The sequence below is a fragment of the Draconibacterium mangrovi genome (assembly GCF_010586825.1).
Taxonomy (GTDB): Bacteria; Bacteroidota; Bacteroidia; order Bacteroidales; family Prolixibacteraceae; genus Draconibacterium; species Draconibacterium mangrovi.
The window spans coordinates 495413-516914 of record NZ_JAAAGB010000002.1 but is presented as its reverse complement, the minus strand read 5'-3'; the positions used below and the strand labels follow the sequence as shown (position 1 = coordinate 516914).

14 protein-coding genes are annotated in these 21502 nt (G+C 39.3%); all 14 read right to left on the bottom strand.

Annotated elements, in window-relative coordinates; translation table 11 throughout:
• Positions 1–16 precede the first annotated feature (16 nt).
• The 14 genes from G4420_RS09155 to G4420_RS09090 all read right to left on the bottom strand — a co-directional run bounded on the left by G4420_RS09155 (position 17) and on the right by G4420_RS09090 (position 21342).
• On the bottom strand, positions 17–1534 hold the full coding sequence (locus tag G4420_RS09155; protein WP_163323342.1) for a hypothetical protein: 1518 nt from the start codon (positions 1532–1534) through the stop codon (positions 17–19).
• Positions 1535–1593: 59 nt separating this feature from the next.
• Positions 1594–2400, bottom strand: a complete 807-nt coding sequence (locus G4420_RS09150; protein ID WP_163323341.1) for an SDR family NAD(P)-dependent oxidoreductase — start codon at positions 2398–2400, stop codon at positions 1594–1596.
• Between the two features lie 12 nt (positions 2401–2412).
• Entirely contained in the window at positions 2413–3753 is a 1341-nt protein-coding gene (locus G4420_RS09145; protein ID WP_163323340.1) for a family 43 glycosylhydrolase, read from the bottom strand.
• Entirely contained in the window at positions 3750–5510 is a 1761-nt protein-coding gene (locus tag G4420_RS09140) for an alpha-L-rhamnosidase-related protein (protein WP_163323339.1), read from the bottom strand. The genes G4420_RS09145 and G4420_RS09140 overlap by 4 nt, the downstream gene beginning before the upstream one ends.
• A gap of 15 nt (positions 5511–5525) precedes the next feature.
• The gene (locus tag G4420_RS09135; protein WP_163323338.1) at positions 5526–6380 is read right to left on the bottom strand and encodes an alpha/beta hydrolase; all 855 of its coding nucleotides are present in this window, start codon (positions 6378–6380) and stop codon (positions 5526–5528) included.
• A gap of 72 nt (positions 6381–6452) precedes the next feature.
• A complete protein-coding gene (locus G4420_RS09130) occupies positions 6453–8555 on the bottom strand; it encodes a hypothetical protein (RefSeq protein WP_163323337.1) in 2103 nt (700 codons plus the stop codon).
• A gap of 88 nt (positions 8556–8643) precedes the next feature.
• Positions 8644–10215: a GH39 family glycosyl hydrolase gene (locus G4420_RS09125; protein ID WP_163323336.1), complete on the bottom strand. Its 1572-nt coding sequence runs from the start codon at positions 10213–10215 to the stop codon at positions 8644–8646.
• 18 nt (positions 10216–10233) lie between these two features.
• Positions 10234–12567, bottom strand: a complete 2334-nt coding sequence (locus G4420_RS09120; RefSeq protein WP_163323335.1) for a beta-glucosidase — start codon at positions 12565–12567, stop codon at positions 10234–10236.
• Positions 12568–12723: 156 nt separating this feature from the next.
• Entirely contained in the window at positions 12724–13095 is a 372-nt protein-coding gene (locus G4420_RS09115) for a hypothetical protein (RefSeq protein WP_163323334.1), read from the bottom strand.
• Positions 13096–13128: 33 nt separating this feature from the next.
• Positions 13129–14409: a BACON domain-containing protein gene (locus tag G4420_RS09110; protein WP_163323333.1), complete on the bottom strand. Its 1281-nt coding sequence runs from the start codon at positions 14407–14409 to the stop codon at positions 13129–13131.
• A 49-nt stretch (positions 14410–14458) separates the two neighbouring features.
• Complete coding sequence (locus G4420_RS09105) at positions 14459–16063, bottom strand: RagB/SusD family nutrient uptake outer membrane protein (protein ID WP_163323332.1); 1605 nt, start codon at positions 16061–16063, stop codon at positions 14459–14461.
• An 18-nt stretch (positions 16064–16081) separates the two neighbouring features.
• Positions 16082–19351, bottom strand: a complete 3270-nt coding sequence (locus G4420_RS09100) for a TonB-dependent receptor (RefSeq protein WP_163323331.1) — start codon at positions 19349–19351, stop codon at positions 16082–16084.
• 241 nt (positions 19352–19592) lie between these two features.
• Complete coding sequence (locus G4420_RS09095) at positions 19593–20633, bottom strand: FecR family protein (RefSeq protein WP_163323330.1); 1041 nt, start codon at positions 20631–20633, stop codon at positions 19593–19595.
• Between the two features lie 109 nt (positions 20634–20742).
• Positions 20743–21342, bottom strand: coding sequence for an RNA polymerase sigma factor (locus G4420_RS09090; RefSeq protein ID WP_163323329.1), 600 nt, complete (start codon positions 21340–21342; stop codon positions 20743–20745).
• Between the last annotated feature and the right edge of the window lie 160 nt (positions 21343–21502).

Below are 21502 nucleotides of genomic sequence, written 5' to 3'. Positions count from 1 at the left end.
TGCACAGAATAAGGTTCTAAATTTTGTTGAATGACAGGAATAATATACTGTATGCGGGAATCTGAATTTCACTGGCTTTTATTTTTTCCCCTTTGATTGTGGGCAAACTTTCGTCTGAAGTTAATTTCAGTACTTCACCATTGAGTTTTACCGATTTAGTTTGAAGATTTTCGCCATTAGCAGTAAGCAGGTATTGTTCGGCATTTGAAGGAATTACCACCGTCTTTTCTGAAGCGCCTGGGTTTACAATTAAAACAGCGAATCCGTCTTTTTGCCCTTTTAGATTGTGGGCAAAAACATCAATTCCATCGTCATTTAATCCTGCATCGTACACTTTTTCCCCCATCAATTTATTCCAAAGCAGAGCAGCCCAGTAATTTGGTCGTGGTTCGTGCGTATCTTGTTCAAGTAACGCATATTCACTGGCACAAAGGGTGTTGTGCATAACTACTTTTACATCCTTTTTTGCCAATCGCCCAAGTTGTTCCAAATAACGGAAACAATCTACATAAGTAGCTGCCCAGGGATTTCCTCCGCACGCAGTCTCTGCCGTTTCTGTTAACCAAATTGGTGCACCCGGCACATATTTATTACGTGCATTTTCATAATACTCCAACCCGAGTTCTGTTTTGCTTAGCCAATCGCTGTCCAAAGCAGACTCCGGTGTACGGTTACCCATACAGCGTTTCGAGACCCAACCATAATAGTGATAAGTAAATATTTCGAACTCAGGTTTTGGATGTGCTGTAAAAATACTGTCGGTTGATAACGACTGCCCAGAAATTATACCGCCTTCACCCGTTGAGCCCGGGCCAAGAATTTTCATTTCAGGGATAGCCACATCAACGTAACTTTTAAAAGCTTCGAAATCCTTTGCATAAGTATTTCCATCATATCCCTCTGGAGCACCACCATGTCCGGCATGAGAAGGTTCGTTAAACATTTCGGCAGCAGCAATTTCTCCGCCAATCGTTTTAGTATAATTTATTAATGGCTCAATCTGTGCTGGCGTCCAGTTTCCATCCTCGTCGCGCATTCCATTGCTAATGGCAAAAGAAGTTACGAGTTTCGAATCGGTTGCTTTACAAAAATCAATAACACCTTTCCATTCTGCCCTGGTTAAAACATTTTCATATCCTTCGGGCGCAGCTTTAAGTTTCGATTCGTCGTTATCCTGAAAATACGTGGTGTTTGCCCACGTTCCACTTACCCTCACATACATTGGTCCCAACGCAGAAGCAAGTGTGCGAAGTTTATTATCGTAGAGATTTACAGGCGGGATTGATCGTTTCAAAGCTGCAAAACCACCGCTTTTTACCTTTGCTGTATCAACCAGGTCATAAGGAATCCAAAAATCGCCTCCCACAACTTCACACATTTCGATATTTATTGACTGGTACCTTTCGTCAACCTCGCCAATAAAATTCATTTTTTTGAGATTGATTTCCAATTCGTCTCCTTTTGGGATAGTACCAGTAAAACTGCTTGAAAGAAGGAATACAAATCCTAATAATGCTGTTAATTTCAGGTTCATTTTGTAGTTTTATTTTAAACCTTTTGAATTTCGGGAACAGAAATGAAATATCCTAACAATTAATGTTGTGTAAGGCTCTTTTTCATCATCTTCCCGATAAAGTTAGTTGCAAATTTTGGAGCTAAACGATAAAGCTTATCCAAAAACCAGGCGTCTTTCCCAACAGTAGCTCTGAATTTGTTTTTCTCCATTGCTCTGATGATAATCTGAGCTGCTTTTGAAGGAGAAAGTGCCATATTATTCTTATCGTTGTTATCAACTTTTGGTCCACCTAATCCCGAATTTTGTGTAATGTTCGTCATAATTGCGCCGGGATGAACTACTGTCACGTTTACTGCTGTATTTTTTAATTCTGCATAAAGCCCTTCAGTTAATATTTTTACGGCTGCTTTCGAAGCACCATAAATGGTTTGTGTTGGAAAAGGAATAAACCCTCCCATACTGGAAACATTTACAATATGTGCTTCGGGACGCGTTAATAGATGCGGAAGTATGGTTTTGGTTAAATAGTATGTTCCCCAGAAATTGACGTTCATTACCCTTTCAGTGGTTTTATCATCCAGATCGTTTACCGCTGCAAATGGCTGAATTATTCCGGCATTGTTAATGAGTCCATCAATTGACTTAAGCCGCACAAGCATTTCTTTAACTGTTTCTTCAACGGCAGATTTATCTGTAATATCTAACACAAATGTGCTAGCATTAATGCCATAATCCCCCGCAATTCGAACCGTTTCTTCCAACGAGTCTTTATTAATATCGATGGCAGCTACTTTAGCACCCTTCTTCAACAATGCGATTACCAACTCTCGCCCCATTCCGCTACCACCACCGGTAACCACTATTGTTTTGTATTGTAAATTCATTTTCTAAATTTTTTAGTTTTCGGTATTTGCTGATGAACTGAACTCAAACCAATCCAGATCACATATCTCGTTATCTTTCCCTTTAAATGTTATCCAAACCGCATGAACTCCTTTTACTCCTTTGATTTTGGAAGTAACAGTTTCCCATTCAGCTTCTTCATTCCCCTGAAATGTTAATGTCCCAATGGTGGTACCCCACGGTTGATCGAGTTTGAGACTAATTGTTCCTCCATTTTTGAGCGGTTTAATTCTCACTTTGATTTCTTCTGCCCCATCTTTAAAATCAACGTATTTATAGGCTACATTATCGCCATCCTGAATCGCACCTAATTTTTCATTTGTAGGTTCAAATTGCTGGATTCTTACATTTCCAAATAACTGGCAGGCACGTTCAGCATCAATTTTTTCAAAGGCATTCAATGGCGGACCTGCGCCCTGCGATGTCATTTCAACCTCATCAATAGAACCGTCTTCGTTAAAATAAATGGGTTCGACGCAAGCTTTCCGCATCATGCGACTGTTATGCGTCGACCGATGATAAAACACGTACCATTGTCCGTTAAATTCAACAATAGATCCATGATTGTTCCAGGTTGCCGGATCACACTGATCATTATCAATAATTACTCCGCCATATTTAAACGGCCCCATTGGTGAAGTGCTGATAGAATACCCAATACAAGTTGGGCGGTTATTACGGCTCATATCTGAATATATCAGGTAATAAATACTATTGCGTTTAACCATGTAACTTCCTTCATGAAAGAAATGCTCCTTTTCGGTAATCACATCAGTTACAATGGTCGAAGTATCTATTTCTGTCATATTGGGCTTTAATTTGGCAATTTTGGTCTGGAACTGCCCCCACAAATAATAGGCTTGCCCATCATCATCAATAAACACTGCAGGATCAATTTCTTCTATTCCTGCTAAGTTCATTTTTCTACCGTTCATGAATGGCCCTAATGGAGAGCTGCTTGTAGCGACACCTTCTGCGGCCTTTCGGTCTGGTTGGCAATAATACAAGTAATATGTACCATCCTTATACTGACAATCCGGAGCGTAGAGTTCTTTATCCGAATAAGGAACCTGGTCATTTTCGCCGGTTGAAGAAAAAACATTTTCAGTTATCTCCCAGCTCTTCAAATCGGCTGTTGAAAGTACATGATGTTTAAACGAACAGTAATATTCCGTGCTTTCATCCAATGAACCATAAACATACAATTTTCCATCGTTCCAGACATGTGCTGATGGATCGGCAATATACATACCGGCCGGAACAATTGGATTTTGACCAACAGCCTCGTGTACAAAAAATAGAAAAAGTGAGAAAATCAGGCAGTACTTCATCATTCCAGAATAATTTTTACTCCATCAGGTTCTGTATATTTTGTTTGCACTGAACCATCCGGCATTTTTTTATGCTCGACAGACAAAATGCCCATCGGCGTTGGATAAGTTCCTTTAACCCATTCAAGGTCGCCAAGATGTGGACTGATCTTTATCGTTTTGCATCCCGTTTCCACCACATTTATACCAAGCACATACTGTGTTAACCAGGCTGTAGGTCCTGATGCCCATCCATGGCAAAAACTATGTCGGTAACCTTCATAACAGTAACCGCCATAAGTTGCATGTACATTTACTTTTCCTTCAGGTACCAACTCGTCAATCCGGGCTGCGTTTTCCATCCAACTGATGTCAAAATCTTCCCAAAAAGTAGTAGCTCCCAAGTCGAGCATCGCTCCCCAATATTCCCTGATATTGTCAATCGCGCCCTGATAATCGCCAGCCATAGCACGTGCAATCAGCATATAATAACCATAGAATGTTGACATTTTATGAACGCCATCTTTAGCAAGCACTTCAGAGTTTGCTTTTTCCGGTGAAACTAATCCCGACATGGCCAACAAAGCTGCAGCTTGTTTCGATCCCGCCATATCAGGTATATGTTTTTTTAATTTCTCTATTGACTGGAGACACATCTCCCTGGTCTCCGGGATGTCGAGCAAGCTACAAAGTTCTGCACCTGCCTCAAAGCTCATTACCATCATTGATTGCAGCCCCGCATGAATAGCTGCTTCGTTTTCACTGGATGGCCAGTCTAAAAAGCGCATTCCATCCAACGTTTCTTTTCCATCCTCGTCAATGTATTTTGCAAGTTGGTTAAGTATTCCTACGAGATATTCTTCTTGCTTGGCAAGGTATTCAAAGTCTCTTTGTGATTTATACCATTCTTGTTGCAGAAGTATCCACCACATTGAGTATGAACTAATATCATTCATCCAATTAGGCAATGGATACTGATCACGGGCAAAATCAAGACTCTTAGGTACCACATCATTGTATCCAAATACAGAATTAATTGTCATCATTTCAGGATGCATATCACCGGCCCAAACCAGACGGTCTCTTTTTATTCCGTCCAGAAGATATTCATTCATATTAAGATGGACGGTATATGCGCCGGTCATCCAAATATTATTCAGTTCTTCATCATTACATATGAATGATCCTAAATAAGGAATGTCGCGATACCTGAAACTGGCACTAATTTCTTTGATTAAGATTTTGGCATTTGGTCCCACTAAATCGATGCGTACAAAACGGAACCCGGATTCACCAACTTCCAAGCGGCCCATAGTTGGTAATGTCACTTCAAAATCACGCATGGCATGGTCGTTGGTAGCCCCATTCTCTCCTACATCACACATTGTTTCTGCTACCGATTCACCAAAACGAATACGCACTTTCCCGGCAGGACTCAGATTCCCACGGGTTGTTACAATTTCAATACCACCCTGAATTTCTCTACCAAAATCGAGTATAATTCCATGCTGAGTTTCCTCATCATTTTGAATCGTAAAAAAGTTTCCAAAGCTTAAATCAGCTTGTCCGGTACTTGGTTTTAGCAACGATTCTGCATTCCGGATATTATTTCCAGTGGTATCAGAACTCCAAACAATTCGTTCAGGTGTAAGATTTTTACGAATTAAGCTTGACGATCGGACTTTACCCGGATCCTGATTCTTAAACACCGGAGGGAGTTGCGCCATTCCTGAAAAACTCAACACCAACAGTAGACTTAAAATTATACTTTGTTTCTTCATCTGTTCAATTCTATATTATTCAATAAATCCCTGAAATTCCATCCAATCCAAAAACAGCTCAGGCCAAATGTCTGACTGTTTATCTTGCTTTATAACTGAAAAGCCGTGTCCACCGGAGTAAAAACTATGCATCTCGATTGATTTGCCAGCTTTCTTCCATTTTTCATACAATCCGGGATTGCCACTCGCAATTTGATCATCGGCAGCCCATGCCAGAAACATGGGAGGAGCATCAACAGGAACCTCATCTCCAAGCATTGCTCCACAGTACGCATAAATAGGGACAACAAAATCAGGCCTACTTTCTTGGGTATAAATGTGGGCAACAGAACCAACGAGTGTTCCTCCGGCTGAGTATCCCACAATACCAATCCTTGCAGGATTAAGTCCATACTCCGATGCGTGATTCCGTACATATTTTATTGCTTCAAGTCCATCTGCAGCAGCAAGACCAACAAATTTAGAGAAGAGGGAATCTCGCTCTGATGGCTCCGCCTGATCTAATTCAAGGTATGGAAAAGGCATCAATCTGTATTTCAAAATAAAAGCTGTGATACCGTTCTCTACACACCATTTTGCAGTAGCTGTTCCTTCCTGTTGATAGGCCAGTCCCTGAAAACCACCACCCGGGCAGATTATAAGTGCCGTTCCCCTATTGTTTTCCTCTTTGGGTTGAATAACAGTCAAGGTGGGCATTGAGACATTACGAATGGTAACAATCTCATCGTTTTCATCCAGCCTAACTCTTTCTTTCAATGTTAATAGCTCATTGCCCTGAGGTGTCTCACCATTATACAGAGGTATTACTTTTTGTCCATAACTGCAATAGGTAATTAGCAATAGAAAAAGTAGTGTAACTATATTCCTCATATTAGGTTTGATTTAAATTTTATTCAAAGTTCGGAGTAGTATACCGCCCTCTACTCTGTTAGTATGTCTTCTTTAAAGTGCCGGCTTAAGTCCTTCCCATTTTACTGTCCATGAACCATCATCAGGAAATCCCGGAGCATGTTTATCAGGAGCACCGTCCCATCCTGCAGACATCATTGCAACGGCATACAACAATCCTCCATTCCCGGGCAAATAAGGACACGGGCCACCGGTACATACACCTCGTTCGTCATAATAATTCTTAGTCCCTGCATCTTTCAACAAAGCATCTATGGCCAGATTCGGTTCCCCTAAACGTGCCGCTGCCATTGCTGTCCATGGAAAATCCCACCCCCAGCATCGTTCCCATTGCCAGGCATCCCAAACTTTAAGGAGTGTACGATGAGCTATTTCCGGATCTACATTACTTTGATTGGGAAGCATTCCCAAAACTCCTATCGGATCAGGGTGTTCCCAGGCTCTTGTTGTATAGGTATCTTTCCATTCTGCTGAGTGTACATAAACGCCACTATCCACAGGCAAAGAAGCCATGTTATTAATAATTTCGTCCCAATGCGGAACGCGTTCCAAATCCATTCGTTCACGCCACACCTGTGCCTGATTCAATCCCCAGGTCCAGTAGGCCAAATCAAATACAGCATCCTTTGTAATTCCCTGTTCACTTGGCGGCATTACCGGATCTAAATGATAAATTCCGCTTTCATCTTTTACCGGATAATCAGCCATATGTGTGGCAGTTCCATCAATTATATCCGCCCATTTTTCAAGTGTTTTTTGCGTTGGATGTAAACGATAATCCAACTCTGCAAAAAAGATTGGGTGAGGTTGCTTCCATAACAAAACCTGATTTCCTAACCACGGAGCCGTACGGCCACCGGGACTTGCTGATTTCTGCCATTTAAGTCCTTCGTAATCCAACTGCTCTGCAAGTGCACGTGCAGAGGGAGTAAATCGTTTATAGATTGTTAGAGCACTATCTGCCAATTCCCAACGATCCCATAAAGCAAAATGTGCAGTATGCCACCAAATCATCTCCATGTGGAATTGTCCCTTCCATGGACCAATTCCCATAAGTCCTCCTTCGGCAGAAGGAAAACTTCCGGCCGACTGTACCGCAGTTTGATATTGTGACAATACAATTCTTCGTTCAAGTTCTTTCCATCTTGGATCGGTACTTTCTGAAAGATCGATAGCTCCTCCACTTTGCCAAAATTCCGGCCAGTGTTGTTTACAAGCGTTTGACGTTTGCACAAAATCAGGAACCTGTTCCTTGTCTGATGATTTTGAATAGGCACATGTAAACTCAAGCGAGTTCACCCCTTCTGTTGCAAGTTGCCATGCATGCGGATTATTCCCGGAAATAGGTTTTAACTCAGCTCCCTTACTCCATATCACAGATGTAAAGTAGGTTACCGAATCAACTTCTCGACGAAAATCAGCACGTTGATCATTACCATCTAGAAGAATTGTTTTATGCTTATCGATTTGCTCAAAATCGCCAACCCATGGTTTGTAACGTTCTAAATTAGGATATGGAAAATCGATGGCAACAACAAGTTCGCCAGTTTCTAAAAGTGGTGATTCAATTTGTACAGAAACCATATCTGAATTAGGATTGACACAAGTGGCCACATGAACCGGCTGACCATTTATAGTAAATGATGAACTTAATATCCCGTTCCACAGATCAAGTGATCGTGACAAACCTTCTACGTCATCCGGAGTCAGTTCCACTCCGTTTGCGAAAGCAAAACTAATTCTGCCGAGGTTGAAAATATGAGGATTATCAAACATGTACTGACGAATATTATCCTTGTCTTCTGGAAAAATATCCGGTCCGGCATTACGCCCTTGCTGAAAGGTACCGGTTGCCGGAATCTGTTCCGATGTTACCCCATCAGGAAGAGGAAATGAATGCCAGCCCCAATGCGACATGGTATTTCCTCCAAAAGTCTGAAGGCCCGTTCCATCAGCATTAAAGCAAAACTCTCCATTACCAAGCGGAATCTGTCCTGTCAGATCATTCCACTCAATATTGTGCCGGGTAACCAGGGCATAACGGTCTATTGGATTTTGTCCGGTATCCCTTTTACATTGAATGCTTATAAGAGCTACAATGCATAAGATAGTAATCGTAAGAATTTTATGCCTCATATTTTCAATTTTTCCTGCTTACTCGAATTTCAACTTATTGAAATGCCTTTCATCAGTTATGTTGTACTCGCTACTGATAGCAAATGTTTTAGTTTGTTTCTACGGGTTCCAGAACAATAAGCTGCAAAGTATTAGGTTCAAAATGCAATGCCGATTGAAAAACAGCATCTGCTTTCACTGTTTTTTCTTCTACTAGTTGAAGATTACAATTCTCCAGGTCGGCATGATAGTTACTGTGTTCAGCATCAATTTTGTAAAGTTTTACCGTCACATTTTTTCCGTTTAATCCGGCAGGTAAATTATCCACCTTTAAAGTGGCATCATATCCTTCGGTATTTCTACTCTGAAAATTCCAAAGCATAATTGAAATACCCGACTCGTCTTTTGTGGCAAGTGAATACAATCCTTTTCCTTCTTCTATTTCTGTACTTACATTAGAAGCAATCTTACCATCTTTCATTTTCGACATCATGATCATCATGTTTCCATACGGAGTGAATTTATTTGTTTGCACAAAAGGTTGAGCATATTCATCGCGTGTAACCAACTGATCTTTTCTTCCTTCCATACGGTGACGCATTACCCAGTTAAAAGGATAGGTATTATCAGCTGTAGTCAGGTACCAATAAAACAACGAAGCCATACCTGCAGCCTGTCGTAAATGATCATTTTTCATGGTAACAAAATCATCAAACGCAGGTCCCGGGTAAATCCCCATTTCAGTAATAAATACAGGAATATCAGTGCTTATTCCTCTACTTGCAAGTTCGCTGTTAAGCTGTGTACGCTGATCTTTTACCAACGACGGATTGTCTTTAAATAAGATATATTCATTTTCAGGTTTTTTATAGTAACCATGGTATGATATAAAATCAAGTCGCTTATCAGGTGAAGCATCCGCAACGTAGGCATCCAGGAATGGTCGTAACCATACCATCGAAAATTGCGATACTGAAGGGCCTCCAACCAACAACGGAATTTCAGGATTTAATACGGCATTAACCTTATTTACTGCCCGATAATAAATCTTGTAATAATTGTAGTAATTGTCTGGTGTTACTCCTTCATTAGCATAATCAGGTTCATTGGTTGCTTCAATGTATTTAATTTTCGGGAAGTTTGTTTTTAGCTCTTTCAGAATTTTTGAAAGACGCTCAACCTTTACATCATCATTAACATCCCATCCTCTTACAACTCCCAGATGGCTGCAATTAACCAATACATAATCTGAGATTTTACTGGCATCTGCTAAATAATCAGAAATAGTACTAAGATCTACCTCATCAGTACTTTCATCATAATAGCTGTTTCCAATGAACCAAACACGATAAACTTTACCATGCAAACCGCTCTCGTTGAAAAATTCAATATCAGCATCTCTCTGATCGACAAATTCCATGCTGCTTTCGAAATTATTATAGCGCTCAACATGCAAAAAATCACCCAGCGTTTCTGCACAATCCACATTTATTTCAGCTTCTGCCACGCTGGTTGAAATCATAGGTCCTACAGGCTTACTTATGTCAATTCCCTGTTGTTTCAGGTATTGCTTAACTTCATCCGAGATTGCAGGTGCATTCTGCTTCTTTTCCTGTGCTCTGGTATAACTTGAAAGAGTTAATATTGATAATAGAAGTATTAATATTTTTAGATTTCTCATTTTTTAAAGTTTTTCAGATTATTTCGTCATTTCGTTAATTGCCACTTTTTGGGCCAGTGCTTTGCTCACCTTCTCAATCAGAATATCATCTTTTAAATTGAACTGTTGTGAAAGTTTTATGTCCTCGCACGATGCCCCGATTTTCACAGTATATTCACCTGCATCTGCTATCCATGAGGATTTATCAGAATAGAATGAGGCCAGTTTTTCTGCATCGATTTTAAAAGATATTGTTTGTGATTCGCCAGGTTGTAATAATTTAGTTTTTGCAAAACCCTTCAATTCTTCAGATGGCTTATCCAGTTTCTTTTCAGGGGCCGTAATGTATAATTGCACAACTTCTTTTCCGGCAACATCTCCTGTATTGGTTATTTGAATACTCGCTTCAATTTGATTTTTGAAAGTTTTAGAACTTAGTTTTAAGTTACTGTAACTAAATCCAGAATAACTTAACCCATAGCCAAAAGGATAAGACGTTTCAACATTAAACGAATTGAAATAACGATACCCCACATATATACCTTCTTCGTAAACAACCTGCTCCGGTTTTTCGGCTGGTGTTCCCGGGAAGTTTTTTGCTGAAGAAACATCTTCGTATTTAACCGGGAATGACATTGGCAGTTTGCCAGATGGATTAATATTACCTGTTATTACATCAGCCACTGCATCTCCGGCTTCCTGACCGGGTTGCCAGGCAATCAATATGGCATCTGGTATACTTTTCCAGCTGGCTGTTTCAATCACACCACCAATATTTAGTACAACTACCACTTTTTTACCCATGGCATGAAAAGCATTAGTAATGTTTTTTATATTGTTCCTTTCTGTTTCAGTCAGGTTAATATCATCTTCTATTTTTCTATCTGCTGTTTCACCTGAATTTCTGCGAATTGTAATAACAGCAATATCTGCTTTTTCAGAAATTTCTTTTGCCAAATCCTCATTCACAGGCATCTCCACAGCTCTTTTTATGTAGCCCCTGATAGCCCGCATCATATTTTGTTTGGGCGTATTTTCTTTGATGTAATCAGTATAAACCTGTTTCGATGTTTCTTCGATTGATTGTCCTCCACTGATCAGTCCATCAATTATATTTACAGTTGGACCGGCATGCATTACGAATCCACTTCCCGATCCTCCGACATTGGTAACATACGATCCGTTTCCAAATAAGGCGATCTTTTGATTTTTATCTTTAATTGGAAGTGCCTTCTTTTCATTCTTCAGCAAAACCATACCTTCTGCTCCAGCCTTTCTTGCTATTTCAGCATTATTCTCCAGATCAGGTTTGCCGGAATATTCATATCCTTTGAATTTTGGTGACCTCATGGTGTTTTTCAAAATCCATGCAATATTTTTATCCAGTACTTCTTCGCTCAATTTTCCACTTTTAACAGCTTGAATTATTACCGTATCCTGATATGGCCCAGGCATGATCAGGCTCAATCCTGCTTTCATTTGTTCTACCGGATCTTTACCGGTATCCCAATCCGACATGATGATTCCTTCGTATCCCCAATCATTTCTGGCAATGGTCGTTAGTAAATCATAATTCCCTGTTGCTGTGGCACCATTCACCGAGTTATATGAAGCCATCAGTGTCCATGGATCAGATTCTTTAAGAGCAATCTTGAAGCCTTTCAGGTAAATTTCACGAAGGGCACGTTCACTAATTATCGCATCAACAGCTATCCGGTTAGTTTCCTGATTATTGGCAACAAAGTGCTTTACCGAAGTTCCCACACCTTGCGATTGGATTCCGTTAACAACAGCAGCGCCCATTTTACCCGAGAGCAACGGATCTTCAGAGTAATACTCAAAATTTCGGCCCCCAAGCGGATTCCGATGAATGTTCATACCAGGTGCCAGCAATAAATCAAGTCCATATTCTGAAACCTCATTACCCATGCATTTTCCAACCTCATACACAAGGTCGACATCCCATGTTGAAGACAGATTAGTTGCAATAGGATATGCAGTTGTTCGAGAACCAAAACTCGGTCCGGCTGGCCCATCAACCATTTCAATTGTTGTTACACCAAGGCGTGGAATTTCCAGGGTTCTACCTACCGCTCCCGAAACATGAACCTTTGTTTGATCGGCTAAACTTCCCGGAATAGGTTGATTTGGAATTTGAAACCCCATATTGTTTTCTTTCTCTCCCATCTTCAAGCCGGTGCCTACAACAAGTGCTGCTTTCTCTTCAAGCGTCATGGCAGCTATTACTTCCTCGATTGATGCTTTTCCTAACTGAGGGAGGTTTGATGTATTTTGTCCGTACACATTTTCAAAAGATAGCAGATTACCTGAAATCAGGAATACACTGACTATTATTAATTTAATTTGTTTCATTACTCTTGAATTGGTTAAACAGCTTTCTGATCATGTTTAAGATTACGTCACAAAATCAGGAGAATTTGAGCTGCCGACTGAATTAATTTCTTTTTCATATTAATGCAAGATTTGAAGAAGGGAGGAAAAGCTTCCTCCCTTTCATTCTGTAAATGTCTATTTCTCTAAAGTGCGTTTCCCTTCCACATCGAACATATTCAGATAGCGACCATCCAAATTATCACTATCCTTTTTCTTCAATGTCATATAAAGATCGTAACCAGCTGCTTTGAAATAAATTGTAATCTCATTTTCAGCTTCTTCCAATTTGCTGATTTTTACAGCATCCATACCTTCATTTTTGACTGTACCTGCTAATTTACCATCAACACGCTCAAGTTGCATGTCCATTTTTGCATCTCCCGCAGGAGTACCTTTAATTACAACTTTCCAGTTGCCAACAAAATAATCGGCATCATCCTGTCCATAGGATAGATTAAAGGATAACAATAAAATAAGGCTCGTGATTATTACTAATATTTTTTTCATTGTCTTTAATTTTTTTTGATACTAAACTTATTCTTAGTTGTGGCAACGCATGCTGCTTACATCAAAGCCATCGCGAAGTATTCCTGTTGTGATTCCAGAAGTAGCAGTTATAGCAGCTATTTCTTTCGTCCAAACAAAGCTAAACTCTCCGTTTACCGGGCTTCCTCCTGCATATTCGGTATAAGTTGCATCGAGTAATGAAATAGTACCAGCATCACTTGGACATTCGAGAACTACTGTTGCTCCGATAGGAATTTTAGCGCATTCTTCAAGCGATACTGAAAAAATGGTATAACCTCCACCTTCATTTATTGAATACTCAAGTTCAGTATTCATGTCGATGAAGAATAAAGATGATACATCAAATCCATCGCGAATAACTCCTGTAGTGATTCCACTTTCTGCTGTAGTGGCAGCAATCGCATTTGTCCAGCTAAAACTGAATTTACCATTAACCGGGCTTCCTCCTGCATATTCAGCGTATGTGGCATCAAGAAGCGAAATAGATCCATTGTCGCTCGGACATGAGAAATTAAGTGTTGCTCCTACAGGTATTTTCTCACATTCTTCAGCCGTAACAGAGAAAATTGTATAACCTCCTCCTTCAGTAATTGTATACTCAAGACTGGTTTTCGAAAACATGGCGTACGCTCCCGTAACCTCGAATCCATCTCGTAGGATACCTGTAGTGATTCCTGATCCCGCTGTTATATTTGCAATTTCCTGGGTCCATACGAAGCTAAACATTCCATTCACTGGTATGCCTCCTGCATATTCTGTGTAGGTTGCATCAAGGAATGATATTGATCCTGCATCGCCACATTCAAAGACAACGGTTGATCCAATAGGAATCTGGTCGCAATCTTCGTCCGGAACGCTGAGAATGGTATATCCACCACCAGTAGTTACCGTATAATTTAAATCGACTGTAGTGATACTTGTTGTTGGGAAACCTTCCTGATCAACATTTAAGAATCGCATTACATCATCATTTATGATAATCAAACGGCTAGTTCTCACAAGAGTACTATCGTTTTGTACAAAAGACACCTTTAAGGAATCTCCGCCATCAACTATTTCATAAGACAACCAATCAGTTCCGGTCTCATCAACAGTTACAGTATATTCATCATTTGCAGAAACGCCTATTGTAAAGCTTCCTTCCGTATATGGAACAGTTACATCACCTTGCTCTAATTCAAGGGTAGCCTTAATAATTACTTCATCGTCTTCACTACATGATGTGAAAACACAGGCTGATGAAAAGATTATTAAAACAGCTAATATTATTTTAAGTTCTTTCATTACGTTCATTTTGATTTGTTAAAACTTTATACTCTAATTGTTTAACATCTGTCCTAATCTACCATCCATTATTTTGGATCAGGTTTGGATTAAGAAGGGTTTCAGAATATGGGTAAGGGAATAATTCATCCCGTCCTGTTTGGAAACCTGATGCTCCGGCAAAAGCTTCTTCAACAACGTCGTATTCGGTTGAAGATTGAACATACCCATAGAAGGTATAGCTTGTAACACCGCGATTCGCTAGTAATGTTGGTGCGTCTCCCCAACGAATAAGATCAAGATAGCGTTCTCCTTCAAAAGCAAGTTCCGCTCTCTTTTCATCCTTAACATCCTGAAGGTCGAAAGCTCCTAACTCACTAAGGCCGGCTCGAACACGAACTTTATTTAATGCGACCAGTCCCTCCGAAACTTTTGTTCCTGATTGAACACATGCCTCTGAATAGAGTAAAAGTACTTCTGCATATCTCATTCCCGGCCAATTGGTGTAGGTATAAGGTAATCCGGCTTCTCTTGAATCAGGAACTACTTCATCGGCCCAGGCAAGAACTTTGCTTCTAAAATACCCTTGACAGTTAATCATAGATGCATCCGTTTTCCAGAATTTAGATACTGCCTCTTCTGTATCAGTGGCTAAACCAAGATCAACAAATCTTTGTAGTATATCTTCGTAATCCCAAATGGTTCCATAGTAACGGGGTTTTCCTTTCTCTCCCCGGTCAACCATAAAGTCATAGAAGTCCTTATTTAGGTCTGCTCCGCTTACTCCCTGCTCTGTTATACCTCCCGGAACAGTAACATTTGCAGTATTCCAGGTAAATCTCATAAACCTGAAGTCTCCTTCATTCATATAAGTGCTCGCAGTAGAATTGTCGTCCACATTCCACTCCCACATATATTCATCACAAAAATCTGCAGGCATGTGATACAATTCAGTAAAATCATCAATCAGGTCATATTTACCTGAGTTTATAACTTTCTCAAGGCTTGCTATGGCACTGGTATAATCTCCTCTTAGTAACTGTGCTTTACCTAACAAGGCATAAGCAGAATGCAAGGTTACCCGTCCACCAATTTCCTGTTGACCACCTAATCCTGATTTTTCAGGAAGCCTTGCAATTGCCTCTTGTAAACTTGTCTCTACATAATTCCAAAGTTCTTCAGTGGTTCCGTTTGTTGGTGTTAATTCTTCTGTTGCCAGAACGTGATCAACAAGTGGAGGATTACCCCATAACCTAATTAGATTTGTGTATGCATAAGCCCTCCAAAAATACGCTTCACCAATAATCTGTTCTTTTACTTCTGAAGTAGGTTCAAGCTTTTCAATTATCAGGTTACAGAGATAATTGATATTGTAGAAATTTGTGAAATATTGATTGCCTCTATGATTTGAAGAGGTAACGTTAATATTGGAATAAAGACCTCCTGTTGCTGGTGAATCATCAGACAGAGAGTTTAGTAAGTTCACCCAGAAATATCCGGTTACATTGTACACTTCTGCATAAACAAATGCGATAAGCGATTCTGCATCAGCGTCTGTTGCATTTGCATAATAACTGTCTAAGTTAGCGACACTCTGCTGTTCAATATCTAAAAGATCCTCGTTACACATGGTAAATAAAAACCCGGTAACCAGTAGTGCTATTATTATTTTGAATTTTCTCATTGTTGTAATACCTTAAAATTAGAATGATACATTAAGACCAAATAATACTTGTTTCATTGCAGGATAGCGCACCCTGTCAACTCCCATTCCTCCACCTTGAGACATACCGTTCGAACTTCTTGGTTCATCTCCTTTTGAGAGCCCTGACATTACTTCAGGATCATTACCAGGATACTTCGTAAACGTGAAGAAATTATCCAGTGAGACATAAGCTCTTAATGAAGACATTTTTATTTTGGAAATCATACGTGTTGGAAATGTATATCCCAACTGTATTTGTTTTATCTTAAAATATGATGAATCAAATACAAAATCATCAGATGATCCGTAATAATATAAGCTGGTAGTATTGTTCCATATACTTGGTGACGGATGTACTCCGTCAATATTATCCATTGACCAATGATCGTTGGTGATAGCTGTTGGTAAATTACCTTTGGGTTGATCTAACCTGGCAATAGCCCAAAACAGTTCTGATCCTTCAACACCGGAGCCAAATACTTTTAAATCAAAGTTTTTATAATCTGCTGTCAAAGTAATTCCATAGGTATAATCAGGAATACTGGAACCCACATAATCTTTTCCATCATCTGTGCCAAGTTCCTCGCTTGTTTTATAAACTGGTTGACCAGTCAAATAATCGATGTGGTCTATAATGTTGGTTCTTAGATACCATATTGGGTAACCAACTTCAAAATAGGTAGCCTCAGTAAAGAATCCACCACCACCTGGGTAACGACCTTCTTCATACGGGCTTTCTAAAACTTCATTATGAAGTGTGGAGATATTTGCTTGTATTCCATAGCTAAAATCACCAATTCTATCTTTCCATTCCAGATCAAATTCCAATCCTGAGTTTTCAATTTTACCAAGGTTTACCCACTGGCTTGAAGTTCCTGAAACTGCAGGTGCAGTCATCTCAGTAAGCAGGTTTGTCGTTCTTTTATTGTAATAATCGAATGAAAAAGACAACCGGTCATTAAAGAATCGAACATCTGCTCCAATATCGAACTGTTCCGATTCTTCCCATGTTAAATCTTCATTAGGAAGCACATCTGAAGGAGCAGATCCTGCAATAAGCGAATTATTAAAATTATAATAATCACTTGCCAATGTCACATATGTTGTGTACCTGTAATTACTCAACGAGTTAACGTTACCATTTATACCCCAAGATCCTCGAATTTTGAAATAGGAAAAAATATCCTGATTCATCTCCTGCATAAAATTTTCATTCGACACAACCCATCCGGTTGACACTGAAGGAAAATATCCCCATCGGTTAGATTTTGAAAGCCTTGAAGCATCATAGGCATCAGCACGGAAATTCGCCTGAACCATATATTTGTCGGCATAACTCCAGCCAAGTCGTCCAAAGTATGAGATATTGCTGGTTTTATCAGAACTTCCACCAATACCATCGTTTGCATCGGTAAACGAACTGTTCAAATTATGAAAATTCGGTAGTGTACTAATTAACTCATCGGTGCTTGCCGACATGTATTCCATTAGGTTCTGCGTATACTGCATACCGGCCATCGCAGTAAATTCGCTATTACCTCTTGTAAAGCTGTAATTCGCAAAGTTCTCCCACTGATAATAAATTGATTGATACATACTTTCAGAGAGCGCCGGATTGACAAGATATTTAGTCGCACTCCACCAATAAGGCTCCCTGTATGTTTTATTATGAGTAGATCCAATACCATACCCCAACCTTGAAGTAAAAGAGAAATTTTCGAAAGGTGTTAGTTCTGCGTAAAGTGTACCACCAATCGAAGAATTACGTCTCAAATTATCGGAATTATGTATCATCCCCAGCGGATTCTGTGGTTCGATAATAAAACGGGAAATACCGTAAAGTTGATTCTGATCATTTCGAAGTACGTTGTAACCTTCAGCTTCTGCTTGAAGTAAGTTGTAACCGTTTTCTGTTGGTGCGTCCGCATCATTTCCATAAAACGTTGGTACTGTAGGATCGAAAAAATAAGCACTACCGATAACACTATTTACAGAGTTATAGGCATTTTGAGATATTGATGTAGTAGTGCTGTGGTCAATCGAATTAGTTGTTCCAACCTTTAACCAGTCACTAATTTCGTAGGAAGCGTTTAGCTGACCAATATAACGTTTATTGACATCCTTGTTGCCAACAACCATTCCGTCGTTTTTACTGTATTTTACCGACGCAAAAAATAATCCTCGGTCGTTACCTCCCTCAAATCCTAAAATGTGGCTTTGAGTTTCTCCGTTTTCAAATACTTCTTCCTGCCAATCTGTGTTAGCACTTTGAAAAGCACCGTCAGCAACACCGGCATCCGACCAAAACTGTTTGAACTCCTGGGCATCCATCATATCAACCTTATTAGTCATCGATTGAACACCATACTGTGTATTGTAGAAAACCCGACTCTTTCCTTTTTGACCTTTTTTCGTAGTTATAAGAACAACTCCGTTCCCTGCTTCGGTACCATAAATTGCACCCGATGCAGCATCTTTTAAAATTTCAATAGATGCTATATTTTCAGGATCGAGGAAATCAATATTATCAACTTTTAACCCATCAACAATAAAAAGTGGGTCCGATAAACCATTACTGGAATATCCCCTAATTCGGAAACTTGTACTTGATCCCGGAGCGCCACTCAGAGCCATAATTTGAACACCGGCAACTTTACCTTGTATTGCACGTCCAACATCTCCTGTTGAGCGATTCTCTAACGCTTCGGCTTTTACCGAAGCAATTGCTCCTGTTACATTACTTTTCTTTTGGGTACCATATCCAATAGCAACAACTTCCTCAATACCTACCGTTTCCTGTTCTAAAACTATATTGATTACACTCTGGTCTTCAACTAATATTTCCTTTGATGTCATTCCAACGAATGAAAATTGCAATGTAGCACCTGCGGGAATATCATCTAATGAATATTCGCCGTTGAAATTAGTTACCGTTCCGTTTGCCGTGCCTTTAATTATAACCGTAACTCCCGGGAGCGGTTCCCCTGACTGGTCAGTGACGCTTCCAGAGATTGATCTTTGTTGTTGTAAAACCGTCCCTGCATTCGTCTCTGATTTTGCGTTTGTTAGAATAATTAGCCGGTCGTTCACCTGGTGAGTAACATCAGTTCCTTCGAATAAATCATCTAAGATGTTATCGATGGATAAATCTTCGACATTTACATTTACTTTCCGCTCCAGATCCACAAGTTTCTGGTTAACCAAAAAATAAAATTCACTGTTGTTTTCAATTTCGTCCAGTACATCAATTACCCTAACATTGTCCATTTTTAAGGTAAGTTTTGACTGTTGTGAGTATCCTGTTCCCGCCCAAACCTGGGAGAGAAAGAGGAAAAGAAAAAAAGCACTTAATCGCATAATTTTCCAAGTTTTAGTTCTGAGACACACGTATATGGCGTCTCGAATCCATTTTTTTTTCATAAGTTTGAAACATTAAGTAGTTTAATAATTATTGGACTAATTCACGCTGCTTGATAGTTAGGAGAGTGCTGGTAACACTCTCCTTTTTCTATTTAAAAGATTCTTCTCTTTTATGGTCTAAACTGATTATTATTTTCTTCTTATTATAAGTTCCATCGTTTGTAGTTTCGCGTTTTTCTTCCCTGTATTTTATTGGTGCAGTTAACGCCATTAGTTTTAATACTTCATCCAACGATTCGTCGATAAATGTTGCACGAAAGGCATAACTTAACAGTTCCGAATCTTCAACTTCAATTTCAACGTTGTACCACCTTGCCAGTCGCTGGATCACCAGTTCCATACTTTCATTTCGAAATACCAGTTTACCTTCCGTCCACGATACAAATTGTGAAGCTTCAACATTGTCTTTGTTATGTTGCCCTGTTTCAGTATTCAAAACCAGTTTTTGGTCGGGTTGAAGTGTTTCCAGCTTGTCGCCCTGATTGGAATATACCTCCACAGACCCCTCTTGAAGAACAACCTCTTCCCTATTTTCACTTTCGTAGGCAATTACGTTAAACTGAGTACCTAATACTTTTGTAGATAAATTCGAAGTTTTAACAACAAATGGGTGAGCCTTATCATGAGCAACTTCAAAATAAGCCTCGCCACTTAGTTTCACGTTCCTGTTCTTAGCAAATAATACCGGGTATTCCAGTGTTGACCCACTATTTAGAAAACCGGTAGTTCCATCAGGAAGTATAAATTTAGTACGCACACCCATCGGACACTGAATTTCAGCAAGTGCACTTTCTACTGGTTTATTGGATTGATAATAAAATACCACCAAAAAAGTAAGAATAAGCGGGATAATTAATATCGCTGCTATACGCTGGAAAGTACCGATAAAACCGGTAAAGATTTCACGTCTTTTTTCTAGATTTATTTGATGATGAATTTTATCTAAAACATGGTTGACATTCCCTTCAGGAAGTGGTTCATTGTTATAATCAAACCAATGATTTTGGAGCATATCAACTATCTCCTCACGCTTTTCAGGTTTTTCAAAAATCGATTTTATAGCTAAAAAATCTTTTCTTGAATACTTCCCTTTAAAGTAACGTTTCAGTATTTCCGGATTGAAATCCATAAAATTTGATGTTCGTTTTATTGTTCTATTAAAGATATAGGGTAGAAATGAAATATTCCCCTAGTGAAAAATAAAGAAAAATGACAAAGTCGAAGAAAAAGACTATATATCAAGGCTTTACAAAAAGCAAAAAAAACAGCATCGCTGAAATATCTTCCTCGCCCAGTCCTTTTTTTATGTTTTTGAGTGCTTCAGTTAAGTGGTTCTCAACGGTTTTTGGAGAAACTCCCAATTGTTTTGCAATTTCTTTTACCGGGATTCCCTCTTTTTTTCGTTTGATAAGAACTACTCTTTGTTGGGAAGGTAACTTTCCAATAAGAGTTTCCACTTTTTCCAAAAGGATTTGGTAATTCAAGCGTTCGTTGGTGTCGTCTGTAAAACTGACAGTTTCATCAATAATTTGATGTTGGTATGCCTTACGTCGGTTTATTTGCTCAAAGAGTTCGAGTATGTAATGGTAAGCAATTTTAAAAAGATATGCTTTAAAAGATAAGTCCGATTTTAGCTGTTTTCGATTTCTCCAAACCCGGAGAAAAACCTCTTGAACTACACCTTCAGCATCTTCTTTTGATTTCAGATAACCATAGGCAAAATGATACAATCGTTTCCCGTAGTTACTAAAAAGTCTATCAAATGCCTCTACATCACCCTTCTGAAGCTTTTTGACTAGTTCAATATCCAGTGTAGTATCGTTTATTGGTTTTGACATTTCTTCCAACGTGAAGATAGAAAACAATTTTTTATATCAGGATTCTAATCCTGAAAAATGTTAAACAGTATCTAAACCGGTATTTGAGCATTTACTACTTTATAATCGATAAACTTAAGCGGTAAATTAGTCCTAATTACTAATCTTCTAATATTTCAAA